14 protein-coding genes are annotated in these 19,363 nt (G+C 65.9%); 9 read left to right on the top strand and 5 right to left on the bottom strand.

Going from position 1 to position 19,363, the window contains the following annotated elements; all coding sequences use genetic code 11:
• From GXP39_04605 to GXP39_04585, 5 genes are all read right to left on the bottom strand, one after another.
• The coding region (locus tag GXP39_04605; protein NOZ27319.1) for a sulfatase at nt 1-1,346 on the bottom strand (1,346 nt) is incomplete at its 3' end.
• A gap of 50 nt (nt 1,347-1,396) precedes the next feature.
• Complete coding sequence (locus GXP39_04600) at nt 1,397-2,632, bottom strand: 2-oxo acid dehydrogenase subunit E2 (GenBank protein NOZ27318.1); 1,236 nt, start codon at nt 2,630-2,632, stop codon at nt 1,397-1,399.
• Between the two features lie 15 nt (nt 2,633-2,647).
• The gene (locus GXP39_04595; GenBank protein NOZ27317.1) at nt 2,648-3,628 is read right to left on the bottom strand and encodes an alpha-ketoacid dehydrogenase subunit beta; all 981 of its coding nucleotides are present in this window, start codon (nt 3,626-3,628) and stop codon (nt 2,648-2,650) included.
• A 10-nt stretch (nt 3,629-3,638) separates the two neighbouring features.
• A complete protein-coding gene (gene pdhA, locus GXP39_04590) occupies nt 3,639-4,607 on the bottom strand; it encodes a pyruvate dehydrogenase (acetyl-transferring) E1 component subunit alpha (protein ID NOZ27316.1) in 969 nt (322 codons plus the stop codon).
• Nucleotides 4,608-4,694: 87 nt separating this feature from the next.
• Nucleotides 4,695-4,988, bottom strand: coding sequence for a cupin domain-containing protein (locus GXP39_04585; GenBank protein ID NOZ27315.1), 294 nt, complete (start codon nt 4,986-4,988; stop codon nt 4,695-4,697).
• 253 nt (nt 4,989-5,241) lie between these two features.
• Between GXP39_04585 and GXP39_04580 the strand changes: the two genes are divergently transcribed.
• The 9 genes from GXP39_04580 to GXP39_04540 all read left to right on the top strand — a co-directional run bounded on the left by GXP39_04580 (nt 5,242) and on the right by GXP39_04540 (nt 19,297).
• The gene (locus tag GXP39_04580; GenBank protein ID NOZ27314.1) at nt 5,242-6,246 is read left to right on the top strand and encodes a glycosyltransferase; all 1,005 of its coding nucleotides are present in this window, start codon (nt 5,242-5,244) and stop codon (nt 6,244-6,246) included.
• Between the two features lie 305 nt (nt 6,247-6,551).
• Entirely contained in the window at nt 6,552-7,514 is a 963-nt protein-coding gene (locus GXP39_04575; GenBank protein NOZ27313.1) for a glycosyltransferase family 2 protein, read from the top strand.
• 35 nt (nt 7,515-7,549) lie between these two features.
• On the top strand, nt 7,550-8,896 hold the full coding sequence (locus GXP39_04570) for an undecaprenyl-phosphate glucose phosphotransferase (protein NOZ27312.1): 1,347 nt from the start codon (nt 7,550-7,552) through the stop codon (nt 8,894-8,896).
• 24 nt (nt 8,897-8,920) lie between these two features.
• On the top strand, nt 8,921-9,448 hold the full coding sequence (locus GXP39_04565; protein NOZ27311.1) for a flavin reductase family protein: 528 nt from the start codon (nt 8,921-8,923) through the stop codon (nt 9,446-9,448).
• A gap of 594 nt (nt 9,449-10,042) precedes the next feature.
• Nucleotides 10,043-14,347, top strand: a complete 4,305-nt coding sequence (locus GXP39_04560) for a GAF domain-containing protein (GenBank protein ID NOZ27310.1) — start codon at nt 10,043-10,045, stop codon at nt 14,345-14,347.
• Between the two features lie 310 nt (nt 14,348-14,657).
• Nucleotides 14,658-15,683: a heat-inducible transcription repressor HrcA gene (gene hrcA, locus GXP39_04555; GenBank protein NOZ27309.1), complete on the top strand. Its 1,026-nt coding sequence runs from the start codon at nt 14,658-14,660 to the stop codon at nt 15,681-15,683.
• 229 nt (nt 15,684-15,912) lie between these two features.
• Entirely contained in the window at nt 15,913-16,569 is a 657-nt protein-coding gene (locus GXP39_04550; GenBank protein NOZ27308.1) for a nucleotide exchange factor GrpE, read from the top strand.
• A gap of 32 nt (nt 16,570-16,601) precedes the next feature.
• Nucleotides 16,602-18,491 (top strand): molecular chaperone DnaK, encoded by a 1,890-nt coding sequence (dnaK, locus tag GXP39_04545; GenBank protein ID NOZ27307.1) that lies wholly within the window; start codon nt 16,602-16,604, stop codon nt 18,489-18,491.
• A 146-nt stretch (nt 18,492-18,637) separates the two neighbouring features.
• Nucleotides 18,638-19,297 carry a pseudouridine synthase gene (locus GXP39_04540; GenBank protein NOZ27306.1) on the top strand — a complete coding sequence of 220 codons (660 nt, stop codon included), beginning with the start codon at nt 18,638-18,640 and terminating at the stop codon, nt 19,295-19,297.
• Nucleotides 19,298-19,363: the final 66 nt, after the last annotated feature.

Here is a 19,363-nt window from a genome sequence, read left to right as displayed (position 1 = left end):
CGCAGCACCGTCATCATCGGGTCCACGTTATGACGGCTGGTGGCCGCCATCTCGTGATGCCACTCGGCCAGCATCCCCATGGCCCGATCGACCAGGTCCGGCCGCTCGGCCGCCAGATCGTGCTGCTCGTGAGGATCGTTCGCCAGGTCGAACAGCATGACCGGCTCCAGCTGCTTGTACCCATCGTGGTAGGTGCGCAAGCAGATGTAATCGTCGAACCGCACGCTCCGCTGGCAGGACCATGCGTTCTGGCTGACGACCAGGTAGGGACGCCCCTCCTCGCGGCCCTGGCGGAAGGCCGCGGTGAACGGCCGGCCGTCCCAGTTATCGGGCACCTGGCCGCCGACGAGCTCGATGAGCGTAGCCGCCCAGTCGTAATGGTAGTGCAACGCCCGATCCACGCGCGGCTCATCCGTCAGCCCCGGCCAGCGCACGAGCAGCGGCACCCGGCTGGTGATGTGATCAGCCGTCTGGTGGTCCCCCCATACGTTCAGCTCGCCCTGGTTCTCGCCGTGATCGGAGCTGACCATGATGACCGTCTCATCCAGGACCCCCTCATCAGCCAGCGCGTTCAAGATCCGCCCCACGTGCTCATCGGCGTAGCGGATGCCCACGTCATATCCATCGATCCAGCGACGCACGGCCTCCATGGAGTCCAATTGCGCGGGGATCCGGGGATAGTTCTGGTAGAACGTCTCGCCACCCCAGCCATGAGGCTCTTGGGCGCTATGCGGACCGAATCCCTCCCATGAGCGCTGACGCACCTCCTCCGTCAGCCAATCCGGCAGCGGATCGTCCTGGAACGGATTGCCGAACGCCTCTGGCGTTCGATAGGGCGTGTGCGGATCCCAGTAGTTGATATGCAGGAACCAGTTGTCGTCACGGGCGTTGCGCCGGATCCAATCCAGCGCGATGGGGGTCACGTCGTCCGCGATCTCCATCCCGCCCTTGCCCGGGTTGTAGATCTCGCTGAAGCCCGCGTACCAGTGCCAGGCGCCGTGGCGCTCGCCGAAGGGGCTGACGGTGACGGTGCGAAAGCCCGCCCGGCGCAGCGCGGTCATCCAGCAGGTCGCCCAGAAGATGTCACGGAAGCCCCGCGTGGGCCCCTCGATGAACGGGTCGGCCGCGGTGCCCCCGTGACCGACGACGCCGGTGTGGAAGCCGCATCGACCGCTCCACAAGGCGGCGCGCGACGGCAGACACGGCGCATCGGTGACATAGCAATTGTCGAATCGGACGGCCCGCTCGGCCAGGGCATCGATGTTGGGGCTGGTGTTACGGTGATAGCCGTAGCAGCCCAGGTGGTCCGGGCGCAATGTGTCGATGTCGATGTACAGAATGCGCATGGTCCATATCCTCCGTGGGTGAGATGTGGCAAGTGGCGAATGGCGAAGTCTTACAGGACGAGACGCAGCGGTTCCTCCAGCGCCCGCTTGAAGGCCTGCATGAACCGCGCCGCCTCGGCGCCGTCCGTCACGCGATGGTCGGCCGAGATGGTGACCTTCATCCGGGCGCCCACGGCCAGCTCCCCGTCCTCGGTGACGACGGGCACGCGGCGCACGGCCCCCACGGCCAGGATGGCCGCCTGGGGCGGGTTGATGATGGCGGCGAACTCCTCCACGCCAAACATGCCCAGGTTGCTGATGGTGAAGGTGCTGCCCACCATGTCGTCGGGGCGCATGCGGCCCTCCCGCACCCGTCGGACGAGCTCGCGGGCCTCGCGGGCGATCTGCGCCAGCGGCTTCCGGTCGCAGTCCCGGATGACCGCCGTCACCAGGCCCACCTCACGGGCCACGGCGATGCCGATGTTCACCTGCTCATGGATGTGGATCTCATCTCCGGCGAAGGAGGCGTTCAGCCTGGGAAACTCCCGCAGCGCGATGGCCGCGGCCTTGATGACGAGATCGTTCACGGAGATGCGCTCGTCCTCCGGCAGGAGCGCATTCAACTCCTGCCGCAGGGCCATGGCCGCCTCCATATCGATCTCGTAGGTGATGTAGAAGTGAGGCGCCTGTTGTTTGCTCTCGACCATGCGGCGGCCGATCGTCTCCCGCATCGGCGTCATCGGCTCGACCTGGATCCCCTCGGGCGCGGGCGCGTGTGAGGGCGTGGGGATGGGCGGCGGCGCCTTCTCCGGCGCTTTCTCCATCTCCCGCAGGTAGGCCTCGATGTCCCGCTTGATGATGCGGCCGTTGGGGCCGGTCCCCCGCACCCGGGTCAGGTCGATGCCCAGCTCCTCGGCCATGCGCCGCGCCACCGGGGATACGGCCAGCCGGCCGCGCTCGACCGCGGGAGGCGCCTCGGGCGGCGGCGCAACCGCCTCCTCCACCTCCCCCGCCTCCGCCTCCGGGGCCGCCTCCGTCACCCCCAGCGCCTCCAGATCGATCTCCTCATCGGCGGCGCCAATGATCGCGATGGGCTGCCCGACGGGAACCGTCTGCCCCTCCTTCACCAGCAGCGCGCGCAGCACCCCGGAGCGAAGCGCGGGGACCTCCACGCTGGCTTTATCCGTCTCGATGATGGCGATGACGTCGTCCTCTCCGACCTCGTCCCCCTCCCCTTTGACCCACTCGATCAAGGTGCCTTCCGCCATATCAAAGCCTAACTTGGGCATGGTGATCACTTCAGCCACGACAACGCCTCCTCCTCACAGATACAGAACATCCTTCACGGCGCGCACCACATCGTCGACCTGGGGGAGCGCCATCTGCTCGAGCCGACGGTTATAGGGCAACGGCACCTCCGCCTGGGCGACGCGACGCACCGGCGCGTCGAGGGAGTCGAAGGCCAGCTCCATCACCCGGCTGGCGATCTCGGCCCCCACGCCGTAGGAGCGCCAGCCCTCCTCGACGACCACCACCCGGTTCGTCCTCTGCACGGACTCGATGATGGGGCGCGTATCCAGCGGGCGGAGCGATCGCAGATCGATCACCTCGGCCTCGATCCCCTCCTGCACCAGCCGCTCGGCCGCCTCCAGGGAGATCTGCAGCATCTTGGAGTAGGAGACGATGGTCACGTCCCGCCCCTCTCGCTTCACATCGGACACGCCGATGGGCACCAGGTAGTCCTCATCGTCGGGGACCTCGCCGCGCACCTGGTAGAGGGTGGCGTGCTCGATGAAGAGGACGGGATCGTCCTCACGGATGGCGGCCTTCAGAAGCCCTTTGGCGTCGGCTGGCGTGCCCGGGGCGACCACCTTGAGGCCGGGGAAGTGGGCGAAGACCACGTCAGGCGACTGGGAGTGGCTCGCCCCCAACTGTCGTCCCCCGCCGCCGACGGTGCGGATGACGACGGGGCAGGTGATCTGACCATCGAACATGTAATGGAGCTTGGCGACGTGGTTGACGATCTGGTCCATGGCCAGGAAGGCGAAGTTAATGGTCATGATCTCCGCCACGGGGCGCAACCCGGCGATGGCCGCGCCGGCCGCCGCGCCGACGATGACCCCCTCCGCGATGGGCGTGTCCCGCACCCGCTTCTCGCCGAACTCATCCAGGAAGCCGCGGGTGACAGCATAGGTGCCCCCCCAACGGCCGACCTCCTCCCCCATGATGAACACCCGCTCATCGCGGTACATCTCCTCACGCAGGGCCTGGCTGATGGCCTCACGAAACGTCATGCGTGCCATATGCGACCTCCTATCGGTGGGGGACGGGGTTGACGTAGACATGCTCGCACAACGCCGCGTCGTCCGGCTCCGGGCTCTCCTCAGCGAATCGGACGATCTCGACGAGCTCGTCCTCCACAGCGCGGTGGATCTCCTCCAGCGTTGCCTCGTCCGCGACCCCGCGCTTCCTCAGCTCGGCGGCAAAGAGCCGGATGGGATCGCGAGCGCGCCACTCCTCAACCTCCGCCTTCTGGCGATACCGCTCTGGATCCCCCATGGAATGCCCGACGTAGCGATAGGTGATCGCCTCCAGCAGGAAGGGACCCTCCTTCCGGGCATGGTCCAGCGCCTCCTGAACGGCCCTGTACATCTCCAGCACGTCCTGCCCGTTCACCTGGGCGTTGGCGATGTCGTAGGCGCACCCCTTCTGGAAGATGTCCGAGACGGCCGAGGCGCGCTCCACCGCGGTGCCCATGCCATATTGATTGTTCTCCACCAGGAAGACCACGGGCAGGTCCCACACGGCGGCCAGGTTGATGGACTCGTGGAAGTAGCCGATGTTGGTGGAGCCCTCGCCGAAGGCGCAGACGACGGCGCTATCCTCGCCCTTGTAGCGGATGGCCAGCCCGACGCCGGTGGCCAGAGGTAGATGTCCTCCGACGATGGCGTGGCCGCCCCAGTAGTTGTGCTCGGCGCTGGCCAGGTGCATGGAGCCGCCCTTGCCGCCGCTGACGCCGGTGGCCTTTCCCAGCAGCTCGGCCATCACCCGTCTGGGATCCAGCCCGCGGGCGATGGCCCAGCCATGATCCCGATAGGCGGTGAACAGGTGGTCATCCGCCCGCATGGCCTTACAGGCCCCCACGGCGATGGCCTCCTCGCCAATATACAGGTGCAGGAACCCGCCGATCTTGCCCTGTGTGTACAGCTCGGTCGATTTCTCCTCAAACCGACGGATCAAGACCATCTGCCGATATAGCTCAAGCAGTTCCTCCCGAGACAGTTGCTCCGCCACTGCGACCTCCTTTCGCCAGCCCTGTCGACCGTAAGCCTCTCGGTGCACACTTGCTCCACGGAACGGGAAGCCGCGTCACCCTATGCAGATCCAGGTAACCCGGCCCTCCGTGCGCAGGCCGTGTTCCACCCACGGCTCCAGCACGACCAGATCTCCACCCTCCACCGCGTGCTCACGCCCATCCAGGGTCAGCACCGCCTGTCCTTCTATGATGTACCACAGCTCCCCTTGTTCGTGCTTGTGAGGCGGGAACGGGTTCTCCGGCGTGGTCACGCGCACCACGAAATGCCGCACGGGGACCTCATATCCCTCGATCGGGTACGGCTTGCGTCCGTTCTGCTCCGGCACCTCGCCACCTCGAATCAACATCCCGGCTCCTCCTCTCCAGGTACGCACAGAAACATGAACGAATCCTCTCACCCGGCCATTGTACCATACCTCCCCGACCAAGCCAGGGAGCCACACCACCTGAGAGTTGCGCCCCTCAAGGCTCCCCGCCGTGTTCCCACCGAAAAGGACACACGATCCACCACCCGGAAAAGTGGGGTTTCCGCGGAGGGGAGATCCCCTCCACGGAACAACCAGGCTTGGCTAGGCCCCACAGCCACGTTATAATGGTCCCATGCGCACATCGCCATCCCCCCGGGTCACGATCATCGCCACGGTGCTGAATGAGGGAGCCTCGATCCGCCGGCTCATGGACTCCCTCCTCGTGCAGACGCGCCAGCCGGACGAGGTCATCATCGTGGACGGCGGCTCCCAAGACGACACGGTGGCCATCCTGGAGAGCTACGCGGATCGCCTGCCGCTGCGGGTGATCGTGGAGCCGGGCGCCAACATCTCCCAGGGACGCAACCGGGCCATCGCCGCGGCATCGGGCGAGATCATCGCGTCCACAGACGCCGGCGTCCGACTGCATCCCCGCTGGCTGGAGATGCTGCTCGCCCCCTTCTCACAACACCCGAGCGTCCAGGTGGTCTCCGGCTTCTTCCTCCCCGACCCCCAATCCCTCTTCGAGATCGCCATGGGGGCCACCGTCCTGCCCGCCCTGGAGGACGTGCGCGCCGACCGATTCCTGCCCTCCAGCCGCTCCGTGGCGTTCACCCGTAAGGCATGGGAGGCGGTGGGCGGCTATCCCGAGTGGCTGGACTATTGCGAAGACCTCATCTTCGACTTCCGGCTGCGGGACCGCTTCGGCCCCTTCGCCTGGGCGCCGGACGCCATCGCCTATTTCCGCCCCCGCCCGTCCCTGCGCGCCTTCTTCCTCCAATATTACCGATACGCGCGCGGCGATGGAAAAGCCGATCTATGGCGCAAGCGCCATCTGGTGCGCTACACGACCTATCTGGTCGCGACGCCGGGCCTGATCGCCCTCGGCCTCCTCCACACCCCCGCGTGGTGGGGGCTGTTGATCCTGGGGGGGCTGGTCTACTGCCAGCGGCCATGGCAACGGCTACAACGCTACTGGGGCTCGCTCTCCCCCTGGCAGAGGATCGAAACGATGGCGCTGGTCCCGGTCATCCGCCTGGTCGGCGACGTGGCGAAGATGATCGGCTACCCTGTGGGGCTGGCCTGGCGCTGGCGGCACCGCCAGCGGCCGGAGATCCACTGGCGTGAATCACGATAGCGTATCCAAAATGGTGGAAACCTCGCGGGGCTCATCGCAAGCCCACAAGGGAAATGCGGAGGGCCCCCCCTCCGCCAAAACTTCCTCTTTTTCCGCCTAGCACCTGCCCTTTCCCGACCTGATTCGAGTGGGCAAGGCTGGGCGAGGCAGGTGAGGGGCGGAAACCGGGAAGTTTCTTTTGAGGGGCTGTGCCCCTCAAAGCTCCCCGCCGTATTTCCACCGAAAAAGACGCACGAGCTGAATCGCAAAGGCTTTGACCGAGGTGGGCGCCTGTGCTAAAATGCCGCTGCCGGTGAGGGGGGGCGATGCTCGATCTGGCGATCATCATCGTCAATTATAATACTCGTGCCTTACTGCAAAGGTGCCTGCGCTCTGTCTACGCCAGCCAGGGCGCCTTTGCATTTGAAGTCTGCGTGGTGGACAACGCCTCCACCGACGACAGCGCCGCGATGGTGCGGGCGGAGTTCCCACAGGCCCGCCTGATCGAAAGCGATCATAACGGCGGGTTCGCCTACGCGAACAACCTGGGCCTACGCGCCTTTGGCTTTCCCGATCCGTCATCCGCATCCGCTGCCACCCCTTCTCCGGTCGATGCCGCCTCCCTGCCGCGCTATGTGCTCCTGCTCAACCCGGATACGGTCCTGCCTCCCGACGCCCTGGCCCAGATGCTGGCCTTCATGGACGCCCGGCCGAAGGCAGGCGTGGTGGGCCCCAAGCTGGTGCGCCCGGACGGATCGCTGGACCTGGCGTGCCGCCGCTCCTTCCCCACGCCCGAGATCTCGCTATGGCGTATGCTGGGACTCAGCAAGCTGTTTCCCCGCAGCCGCCGCTTTGGACGATACAACATGACCTATCTGGACCCGGACGAACTCACGGAGGTGGACTCCGTCGTGGGGGCGTTCATGTGGGTGAGAAGGGAGGCCATCCTCCAGGTCGGGCTGCTCGACGAGACCTTCTGGATGTACGGCGAGGACCTGGACTGGGCCAAGCGGATCAAGGACGCCGGGTGGCAGATATGGTACAACCCGGCCGTGACCGTCCTCCACGTGAAGGAGGCGGCCAGCCAGCACAGCCCGCGAGCGCGCAGGGAGTTCTATCGCGCCATGGTGATCTTCTACCACAAGCACTACGCGGCGACCACGCCGTTCTGGCTGCACTGGCTGATCCTGGCCGGCATCGCCCTGAAGGGGAAACTGGACATGGGACGGCGCGCCCTGAGCGGTCAGTGGCGTGAGCCGAAGGCTTCGCATTCGGGGGGGACGACGTGAAACGCGCACAGCTCGTGTTCGTCATCGCTCTGCTGATATGCGATCTCACCGCGGCCGCGGTGGCCTTCTACCTGGGATACCTGCTGCGCCGCATGGGCGTCGGCGAGGGCATCGGCCCGTTCCGCAACTATCTGAGCATGATGGCCATCCACCTGACCAGCCTGGCCACCGTGTTCTTCTTCTACCGGCTCTACCATCGCAAGCGAGCCATCTCCCACCTGGACGAGTTCTACCAGCTCTTCGGGGCCGTCTCCATCAGCATCCTGCTCACCATCGCCTTCACGTCCTTCCTGTTCAAGGGACAGCTGGACTACCACCGCTGGATGGTGATCTACACGTGGGGGCTGACGCTGGTGCTGGTCACGCTCGGCCGGGTCATCCACGCCCGGGTGCAATGGGCGCTGCAGGCTCGCGGCGTGGGCGAGGACCGGGTGTTGATCGTTGGCACGGGCGAGGTGGGGCGCATGATCCTACAGAAGATCGTGCAATCCCCCGGCCTGGGCTATCGGGTGGTCGGCCTGATCGACGCGAACTCCGGCCCCAAGTCGGTGCTGGGCTTCCCCGTGCTGGGCCGGATCGAGGACATCCCGACCGCGATCGAGCAGCACAAGGTGGACGAGGTGATCATCGCCCTGCCCGAGGCCAGCCACCAGGAGATCGTGGGGATCATCGCCCTGTGCGAGCGGGAGAAGGTGGGGATTCGCGTCTTCCCCGACGTGTTCCAGATCATGGCCTCCGAGGTGAGCATCGGCGACCTGGGCGGGCTGCCCCTGCTGACGGTGCGGGACATCGCGCTGCGCGGCTGGCGCCTCACCCTGAAGCGGGCGATGGACGTCGTGGTGAGCGCCGCGGCGCTGATCCTGCTATCGCCGCTGATGATGCTGACCGCCCTGATCATCAAGCTGGAATCCCCCGGCCCGGTATTCTACATCCAGGAGCGCATGGGGCTGGACGCGCAGCCCTTCCCCATGATCAAGTTCCGGTCCATGCGGACGGATGCGGAGGCGGAGGGCCCCGGCTGGACGCGACCGGACGACCCGCGGCGCACCCGCTTCGGCGCGCTGATCCGGCGGTTCTCCCTGGATGAGCTTCCCCAGCTCATCAACGTCCTGGTGGGCGATATGAGCCTGGTCGGTCCCCGGCCGGAGCGCCCCGTTTATGTCGAGCAATTCCGCCAGAGCATCCCCCGGTACATGGATCGCCACCGCGAGAAAGCGGGCATCACCGGCTGGGCCCAGATCAACGGGCTCCGAGGCGATACCTCCATCGCCGAGCGCACCAAGTACGATCTCTGGTATATCGAGAACTGGTCGCTCCTGCTGGATATCAAGATCCTGTTGCGGACCCTCTTCCTGATCTTCCGGGACCGCAACGCCTACTGATCCCTTCGTACGGAGAGGCCACCTATGCGACAGGTTCCCCCACAAGAGGCATTGGCGCGTAAGTATCCCGAATGGATCGTGCTGATCGTGTCCCGCGCGGCCAACGGGCAGATCAATGTGATGCCGGCCGGCTGGTCTATGGTCTGCTCCGGCGAGCCGCCCATGTACGCCATAGCCGTCAGCCCTAAGCGCTTCACCCACAAAGCCATTCTGGATAGCCAGGCGTTCGTCATCGCGGCGCCCGGCCCCGACATGGGTGAGGCAGTGTGGTACACAGGCACCCACTCCGGCTGGGACGGCGATAAGATGGACGCCTCCGGGCTGAAGACCCAACCGGGGACCGCCACACCCGTCCCCCTCATCGAGGGAGCCGTCTTCAACCTGGAATGCCGTCTGTCCCATCAGATGGAGACCGGAGATCACACCATCTTCGTGGGTGAGATCGTGGCCGCCCATGTGGATGACGACGTGCCCGGCCGCCTGATGAATTTCGGCGATGGTGTGTACGGCCTAGCCGAGCTGGTGGAATCCAGCAAGTACCAGACACCATAAACCCAGGGCGCCCATCACGCGCTTCATCTCCCGGGCGCTGCCCTTGGGCGAAAATCAGGATATCCACCCAAACCGCCAAAGGGGAGGGAGGGATCCGAGCGGCTACCACATCCATCTCCTCAACAAAACGGACCCGGCTCATCTCCTGAAAGCGTGCCCTGTATATGGTGCGACGCGTCGCGTTGCCACCGCTGGCACCCGTCCGATCGACCGGGCCATGGGCTTTCATCCTCTCGCCGCAACGCTTTCGCCCGCTTCCCCCAGAGCGAGCAGGATGGTGCCAGGCCCGGACAGGGACGCTCACGGGGGCCACATCAACCCGATTCCAGCGCACGTCTTCGACTGTGGAGGTCATGAACCAGCCAAAGCTTTGAGATCCCGAGGAGCTTGACGACTCAATCAAATAAGAGGATATGTACATATGAAGAGCTAAGAGAGCGCCGCACGCCGGAGGAGGGAGGCCTCCCTCCATGCCTCCCCCATCTTCGGAGCGAACGCTCCACTTCAACGACCACAGCTCAGCGCAGCGCTATCACACAGGCGTGATGCTTCAGGGAACAGGATCACCGCTACTGAAAAGACGGACGAGGGCGTATGTATTCCAATCAACGACTGACGCAACTGTACCGACTCAGCCTCACGCTCGGCACCACACTGGATCTGGCTCGCGAAACTGCTACCTTCATGGACTGGCTGGAGGAGGCGGTCCATCCACACATGGCCCTGCTCTTCGTGACCGATCCGGCCGAGCAGGAGATGCAACTGGCACAGGCCCGCGGCCTGCCGCTCCCGGACGATCTATGCATCCCCGCGGGCTCCGACCCATGGGATCAACTGACGGGCCAGGGGATCGCCCTGCCGAACGGCCGCTCCCTCGCACGGCACACCGTGCCCATCACCGCGGGCGAGCAGGAACTGGGCGTGCTGTGCCTGGCCGACGAGCCGGCCCGCAAACGGGATCCGGAGGGACAGGCCTTCCTGGAGGAGGCCACCCAACATCTGGCCTCGGCCCTGAGGAGGATCCGGCATCACCAGGCGCTGGCGCGTCGCACGGCCGAGCGCACGGCCGCCCTGGCCGCCCTGGACGCCATCACGGCCATGGTGAACCAATCCCTGACGCTGGAAGAGACCATCGCGAAGGCCCTGGAGGCGGTCCTGGACGCGATCCAATTCGAGATGGGCGGCATCGGCTTGTGGGATAAGGCGACGCAACAGCTGCACCCCGTGATGGCCAAGGGGGTGGAGGCGAAACTCCAGGCCCTCTTCTCCGGTACCCCTCGGGCGGGAGGGCTGCGAGAGCAGGTGCTACGCAGCGGCCGTCCTCTGTTCATCGACGACACGGCCCATCACAGAGGGGTGAACCCGGACATCGCCCGCTATGGATTCACCGCCTCGGCCATCATGCCCCTGATCTCCAAGGGGGAGACGCTGGGGCTCCTGGCCGTGGCCACTCGCGCCCAACGGCAGTGGGCGGCGGAGGACCGGTCGCTCCTCACGGCCGTCTGCCAATACATCGCCATGACCATTGCCACCGCGCGCCTGTACGAGGAGGCACGGCAGCTGGCCACCTTCAACGAGACCATCGTCAACAACATGACGGAAGGCATCCTGGTCGAGGACGCCGACGGGAATATCACCTTCGTGAACGCCGCCATGGCCAGGCTCTCGGGCTACACCCCCGAGGAACTGCTCGGACGCCCGCGGGCGCTCATCGCCTCCGATGAACAGCAGATCGAAGCCGTCCGGGCGGGCGCCACCGACCGCTACGAGGCCGCCCTGCTGACGAAGGATGGTCGCGAGGTCCCCGTCATCGTCAGCGCCCAGCCGCTTTTCGATGAAACGGGCCACCTCGCCCGGGTTCTCTCCGTCTTCACCGACATCAGCGAGCGCAAGCAGGCGGAGGAGGCGCTGCAGGAGCGAGAGCGATTCCTCGCCAGCGTCTTCGCCAGCATCCAGAACGGGATCAGCATCCTGGACAACGAGATGAACGTCCTGCGCGTCAATCCCACCATGGAGCGGTGGTACGCGCATGCCATGCCCATCGTGGGGCGGAAGTGCTACGAAGCCTACCACGGGCGGAGCTCCCCCTGCGAGGGCTGCGTGCCCCGGAAGACCCTGGAGACGGGAAAGGCGATGCACGAGATCGTGCCGAAGCGGGGGCCCGGCGGAAAGCACGTGGGATGGCTGGAGGTTTACTGCTTCCCCCTCGAGGACATCACAACGGGCCAGTTGAAGGGCGCGATCGAGTACGTCCAGGACATCACCGAGCATAAGCAGGCGGAGGAGGCGTTGGCACAGGAGCGCCAGCTCCTGCGCACGCTGATCGACAATATCCCGGACCACATCTATGTGAAGGATCGGGAGGGCCGATTCCTGGTGGCCAACCTGGCCACAGCCCGGGTGATGGGGGCGAAGTCGCCGGACGAGCTGCTGGGCAAGACAGACTTCGACTTCTACCCCCGCGATTTGGCGGACCGATACTTCGCCGATGAACAGGAGATCCTCCGCTCCGGCCAGCCGATGGTCAACCGGGAGGAGCCCCTCATGGACCAGGGGACCGGCGAACAGGGATGGCTCCTGACCACCAAGGTGCCCTTCCGGGACGCCCATGGGGAGATCGCGGGCATCATCGGCATCAGCCGGAACATCACCGAGCGCAAGCGGGCGGAGGCGGAGATCCGACGTCGGGCCGCGCAACAGGAGGCGCTCAACGCCATCATCGCCGCCGCGGCCGGGGCCTCCGATCTGTCCGCCCTGTTGGAGACCACCCTGAGCCACACCCTGCAGGCCCTAGGGCTGCACATGGGAAGCATCTGGGTAGACGATCTGCGCGTCATCCACGGCCTGCCCGCGGAGATCGGCCCCGTCATGGACACCATGGCTCAGGCCATCGGCCTGGAAGCCCTCAACTCCTGCGCGGTGGAGGACTGGCAGTCCATCACCCAGGGATCTCAATCGGCCATCGTCTCCGCCATGATTCGCCACGGCGTCCGCGCCTCCATCACCGTGCCCATTCAGGCCAACGAGCGCTGCATCGGTGGGCTGAACGTCTCCTCCCCCGAGCCACGTCCCTGGACCCAGGAGGAGATCGCCCTGATCGAGGCCGTAGGGCGACAGATGGGGACGGCGGCGGAGCGACTGCGCCTGTTGGAGGAGACCAACCGAAGGCTCCAGGAGGTCACGCTGCTCAGCCGGGTCATCGCCGCGACGGCCTCGGCCGAGGACCTGCCGGTTGCCCTCCAGGAGATCTGCGAGGAGCTGGCCCACTTCCTCCAGCTGCCTCAGGTGGCCTTCGCCCTCCTCGATGAGGAGCGCACGGAAGCCAGGATCATCGCGGAATACCGAGAGCCCGGGCGTCCCCAAACGCTGGGGACCGTCATCTCCGTCCATACGACCCCCTCCATGGCCTACGTCCTGAACCACAAAGCCCCCCTGGCCATCACGGAGGCCGAGGGCAACCCGCTCCTGGCGCCGATCCAGGAGATCATGCGCAAGCAAGGCAGCGTCTCCTTCCTGGTGGTGCCGATCCTGGTCCGGGGCCAGGTGGTGGGCATGCTGGGGCTGGACAGCCCACAGCGGCGGGAGTTCAGCCAGGCCGAGATCACCCTGGTCAACCGCGTGGCCGAACAGGTGGGACAGACGCTGGAGCGGGTGAAGCTCTTGCAGCAGCTCCGGACCCGCGCGGAGGTGATGAGCCGCCTCGCCCTCCTCGGCGACACGCTGAACTACCCGCATGGCCTCGACGAGGTGATCTCAGCCATCGGCCACGGGGCGTCGACCCTGAGCGGCGCCGACCGAGTCGCCATCTACATCCGCCACCCGGACGACACCGTGAGCTGTCCCTGGTTCCGAGGCCTCTCACCCGGCTACGTGAAGCGGGCGACCAGCCTGGTCAGAAAGCTGCACGGCGGACGCCTGTTGGAGATCCCCAAGCCCATCCTGATCTCGGATATCGAGAAGCTGCCCCAGGACTCCCTCACGCGAACCCTGGCGCAGACGGAGGGGTTCCGGGCGGTCGCGGTCTGGCCCCTGGTCTATGAGGGACGGACGGTGGCAGCCGCGGGCTGCTACTACGACAAGCCCCACACCTGGTCGGAGGCGGAACGGGAGGCGCTGGAGGCCTTCGCCCGCCAGGCCGCGGTGGCCCTGGAGAACGCTCGCCTGTACGCATCCCTCCAGAAGACCAACGCGCAGCTGCAAGAGGCGCTGCACGCCAAGGACGAGATGATCCAGAACGTCTCCCACGAGCTGCGCACCCCGCTGACGCTGATCCGGGGATGCGCGGAGATGCTGAAGACGGGCACGCTGGGGCCGCTGACGACTCAACAGACCGAGGTGGTGGAGACCCTTTACGACAACTGCGAGCGGCTCCACCACATGGTGCAACGCCTGCTGACCCTACAGGCCCTGGCCCCGGACACCCTCCAAAAGACGAGAATGGATCCGGTGTCCTGGCTGAAGAGCGTGCAGACCAACTGGCAACACCGGGCAAAGGAGGCGGGGCTTCACCTTCATGTGGAGATCGCCCCGGATGTGCCCACCATCGAGGGGGATCTGGAGCTGCTGAATCAGGTGATCGACAACCTGCTGGACAACGCTACCAAGTTCAGCCCGTCCGGAGGGGAGATCCGCCTGCGAGCCTGGCGAGAAGGCCAGGACTTCATGCTCTCGATCGCGGATCAGGGCGTGGGGATCCCACCCGATCAGCTGGACAAGGTGTTCGAACGATTCCACCAGGTGGAGGGGGATACGACCCGCCGCTTCGGTGGTATGGGGATCGGGCTGGCGCTGTGCAAGCAGATCGTGGAGGGACACGGCGGTCGGATCTGGGTGGAAAGCGAAGGGGAAGGGCGCGGGAGCACCTTCTACATCGCCCTGCCCGCGGCGCAGGTGATCTGATCCGGCCCACCGAATCCCTCCTGCCGGCGCGGGGCGGGCCCGGGCCCGCGTTTTTGACACTCCCCCGGCTTCATGGTATGATGTCGCCCGTGTTTTAGCACTCTAACAACGAGAGTGCTAAAAACAGGCTCATCAGGCAACCATCCATCCCTTGGGTCATGTGTCCGTTGCGGTGGGAATGCCGCCAGGTTTGCGGCTCACGCCGCTAGCGATCCACGGAGTTCCCACCGCGTTGGATACATCACCTCCCCTGAGGGGGGAACACAAGCGTGCTTGGTGACACCTACCAGCCATTTCACGAGGGAACCGGATGGAAGCGCTCACGCCCAGACAGCAGGCCATTCTCGGACTGGTCGTACGCGCGTACGTGGAGACCGCCCAGCCTATCGGGTCCAAAGCGCTGGTCGAACGGTACGGCCTGGGATACAGCCCGGCCACGGTCCGCAATGAACTGGCGGCCCTGGAGGAAAAGGGCTACCTGACCCATCCTCACACCTCGGCCGGGCGCGTTCCCACTAAGGAAGGATATCGATACTTCGTCGAGCACCTGGTCGGCGATATGGAGCTGTCGCCGGAGGAGCTGCTGATGATCCGGCATCAGTTCCATCAGGCGCGCATGGAGCTCGACCAGTGGGTGCGGCTGGCGGCCGCGATCCTGGCCCGCACGGCGCGAGGTGCCGCTCTGGCCACCATGCCCAAGGCCCCCAAGAGCCGCTTCGAGCACCTGGACCTCATCGCGCTCCACGACGCCGTCGTCCTGCTCATGGTGGTGCTCAGCGGAGGCATGGTGAAGCAACACATGCTGAAGCTGGATGGCCCGGTTCCCCAGGAGCAGCTCAATCGCATCGCCGATATGCTGAACGAGAGGCTGCGCGGGGCCACCAGCGAGGAGCTGACCGGACGCGCCCCCGTCACCACCGGGCTGGAGCGCCAGATCATCATGTTGGTGCGAGACCTCATGCGCCGCGCCGACGGCCGCGTCAGCGATTACATCTACCGGGACGGGCTCCTCCACGTCCTCGACGCGCCGGAGTTCGCCCAGCGAGAATCCGCCCGGCGGATCGTGCAGGTGTTGGAGGAGCGCCCCCTCCTGGAGTCCATCCTGGCCCACATGCGGGGCGTGAACACCGTGCAGGTCATCATCGGGGGCGAAGGGCGGTGGGAGGCCCTGCAAGACGTGAGCCTTGTCCTCTCACGTTACGGGCAGGAGGATGTGGCCACAGGCGTCCTGGGGATCGTCGGCCCCATCCGCATGCCCTACGCGCGGGCGATCTCCGCCGTGCGCTACGTCTCCACGTTAATGAGCGATCTCTTGCGCGAGTGGTACGGGTGCTGATCGAGAGGGATGGGACATCCCCTGACCAATGCACCCGTTCCTCGCGTCTGCTCAAGATGAAGACGCCCATCGGCATAGCGCGAGGGCGCCGCATTGCAGCGTGAGATGTCGAAAAGGGCACCTTTTGTACACCTGAACCGTATGGGGTAGTACAGACCTTAATCCGGCATGGGGCCCGGCCCCTACCACCGGCACACCGACACAGGCGATCGGAGGCTTTCAGGAGACCATGAGTGGAGAAGAGCGGACACGACCCGATGTAACGATGGAAGAAGAGGAGATGGCGATCGCGGAGGAAGCCGCCGCAGAAGCCGAGGAAGCGACGGTCGACGAGGCGGCCATCTCCGAAGAAAAGGACGAAGCCGTCCAGGAGGCGCCGGAGACCGCGGAAGCGGAAGAGGAGGAGGTCCCGCCTGAGGAGCGAATCGCCGCGCTGGAGGCCCAGCTGGCCGAGGCACAGGCCCAGGCGGAGGACTACCTGGACCAATGGCGGCGCACCGCGGCCGAGTTCGCCAACTACCGAAAGCGCCAGGAGCGTGAGCAGGAAGCGTTCATGCAGCAGGCGAACGCGGCGCTGATCAGCAAACTCCTGCCCATCCTCGATGATTTCGACCTGGCCTTTGAACATCTACCCGAGGATGTGGCCGAAAGCTCCTGGGTGGAAGGGTTCGCCCTGATCCGTCGCAAGCTGCAGAGCCTCCTGGAGCAGGAGGGGGTGACCCCCATCGACCCCGTGGGGCAGCCGTTCGACCCCACGCAGCACGAGGCCGTGACCCACGAGGAGAGCGACGAGGTCGAGAGCGGACATGTGATCGCTGTGGTGCGCAAGGGATACCGATTGGGCGATCGCGTGCTGCGCCCCGCGATGGTGCGCGTCGCCCGGTGACCGGCGCAATCAACTGGAGGCGATAGAGGGATATGGGCAAGGTTATAGGCATCGATCTAGGGACGACGAATTCCGTGGTCGCCGTTATCGAGGGCGGCCAACCAGTGGTGATCCCCAGCTCGGAGGGCGGGCACCTGATCCCCTCCGTGGTGGCTATCAACCCGAAGACGGGAGAGCGGATGGTGGGACAGATCGCCCGCCGCCAGGCCATCACCAACCCGGACAACACGATCTTCTCCGTGAAGCGGCTCATGGGACGCAAGTACAGCGATCCCGAGGTGCAGAAGGCCCGAGAGCTGCTTCCCTACAAGATCATCGAGCGCCCCAACGGGGACGCCTGGGTGGTGATGGGCGATAAGGAATACGCCCCACCCGAGATCTCGGCGATGATCCTGCAGAAGATCAAGGCGGACGCCGAGGCCTATCTGGGGCAGCCGGTGACCCAGGCGGTGATCACGGTACCGGCCTACTTCAACGACTCGCAGCGCCAGGCCACCAAAGACGCCGGCCGCATCGCCGGGCTGGAGGTGCTGCGCATCATCAACGAGCCGACCGCCTCTGCCCTGGCCTACGGGCTAGACCGCACGAAGGATGAGTGCATCGCCGTCTACGATCTGGGGGGCGGCACCTTCGACATCTCCATCCTGGAGGTGAGCGACGGCGTGTTCGAGGTGCGGTCCACCAATGGGGATACGTTCCTGGGCGGCGACGACTTCGATCAGCGCATCATCGACTGGATCTGCGAGGAGTTCCAGCGCGACCAGGGGATCGATCTGCGCCAGGACCGCATGGCGCTGCAGCGCCTGAAGGAGGCGGCGGAGAAGGCCAAGATCGAGCTCTCCACCGTGTTGGAGACCGAGATCAACCTGCCCTTCATCACCGCCGACGCGACCGGCCCCAAGCACCTGAGCATGACGCTCACGCGCGCCAAGCTGGAACAGCTCACCGCGGACCTGGTGGAGCGCACCCTGGGGCCCTGCCGGCAGGCGCTGGCCGACGCCAAGATCAGCCCCGAGGACATCGATGAGGTGATCCTGGTCGGCGGCATGACGCGCATGCCGGCCGTGCAGGAGGCGGTGCGACGCTTCTTCGGCAAGGAGCCGCACAAGGGCGTCAACCCGGACGAAGTGGTCGCCGTCGGCGCCGCCATCCAGGCCGGCGTCTTGGGCGGCGAGGTCAAGGACATCCTGCTGCTGGACGTGACGCCGCTCACGCTGGCCATCGAGACGCTGGGCGGCGTGGCGACCCCCATGATCGAGCGCAACACCACCATCCCCACCCGGAAGACCCAGATCTTCTCCACCGCGGCCGATGGTCAGACGCAGGTGGAGATCGTCGTCGTCCAGGGAGAGCGCCCCATGGCTCGCGACAACAAGGTGCTGGGGCACTTCATCCTGGACGGCATCCCTCCCGCGCCGCGGGGCGTGCCTCAGATCGAGGTGTGCTTCGACATCGACGCCAACGGCATCCTCAACGTCAGCGCCCGGGACAAGGCCACCGGCCGTGAGCAGAAGATCACCATCACCGCCTCGTCCGGCCTCACGGAGGAGGAGGTGGAGCGCATGATCCGTGAGGCGGAGCAACACCGGGAGGAGGACCGCCGCCGCCGGGAGCTGGTGGAGGCGCGCAACGACGCTGACGCGGCCATCTATCAGGCGGAGAAGTTCCTGCGGGAGAACCAGGAACAGGTCCCCGCCGACGGACGCAGCGATCTGGAGGAGAAGATCGCTACCCTCCGCTCCGCCCGGCAGGGGGAGGACGCCGAGCGCATTCGCGATGCGACCCGGACGCTCCTGGACACCTTGCAGCGCGTGGGGGCGAGCATGTATCAGGCCCCCGAAACCCCACCCGAGGACGGTGAGCAGCCGAGAACGGAGGGGGATGAGGACGTCATCGAGGGCGAGTTCCAGGAGGGCGCCTGACGGAGCGCCCTCACAAGGCGGGAACGGGCTGTGGCGGCCGTAGAAGTTCATGGCCGCACGCCGTTTCGGCCCCCAGGCCAGCCCCTATCCGACGGAGAGAACCAAGGCCCCTCGCGCGGCGAGGGGCCTTTTGACGGAGCTGTATCATGCCCCCTTCCCGACGACGACGACGCCCACGGCGACGGGCGGAGGAACGCCCGCGATATATCCTCTTCTACAAGCCCTACGGTGTGCTCTCCACATTCACCGATCCTGAGGGCCGCCCCACGCTCAGCCGGTTCATCGACGTTCCGGAGTCGGTATACGCGGCCGGCCGTCTGGATATGAACAGCGAGGGGCTGCTCTTCCTCACCAACGACGGATGGGTGAACCACCGCCTCACCCATCCCCGCTACAAGCTCCCCAAGACCTACCTGGTCCAGGTCGAGGGCATCCCCACACCCGAGGCGCTGGAGGCGCTGCGCCGAGGCGTGATCGTGAAAGGGCGTCGCACGGCGCCGGCGGAGGTGGAGCTGCTAGACGAGCCCCCATCCCTGCCGCCCCGCGGCCGTCCCGTCACCCCCCACGGCCCCACCCGCTGGCTGCGCATGATCCTGCGGGAGGGGCGCAAGCGTCAGATACGCCACATGACGGCCGCCGTCGGCCTGCCCACGCTACGCCTGGTTCGCGTGGCCATCGGCCCCCTCACGATCGATGGCCTCCAGCCCGGCCAGTGGCGTGATCTGACGTCGGCGGAGCTACAACGGCTCCGGGCGGCGTTATCCCATCCGCATCATCCCCAGATAATGTCTCATAAAGTGGTGTAAAAAGGGATCTTGACAGAAACGGTCACCGGGTGCTTCCATGTGGGACATGTGACAAACCACAAGAGG

The sequence above is a fragment of the Chloroflexota bacterium genome (assembly GCA_013152435.1).
Taxonomy (GTDB): domain Bacteria; phylum Chloroflexota; class Anaerolineae; order DUEN01; family DUEN01; genus DUEN01.
This window is presented reverse-complemented; position numbering and strand designations above follow the sequence as displayed.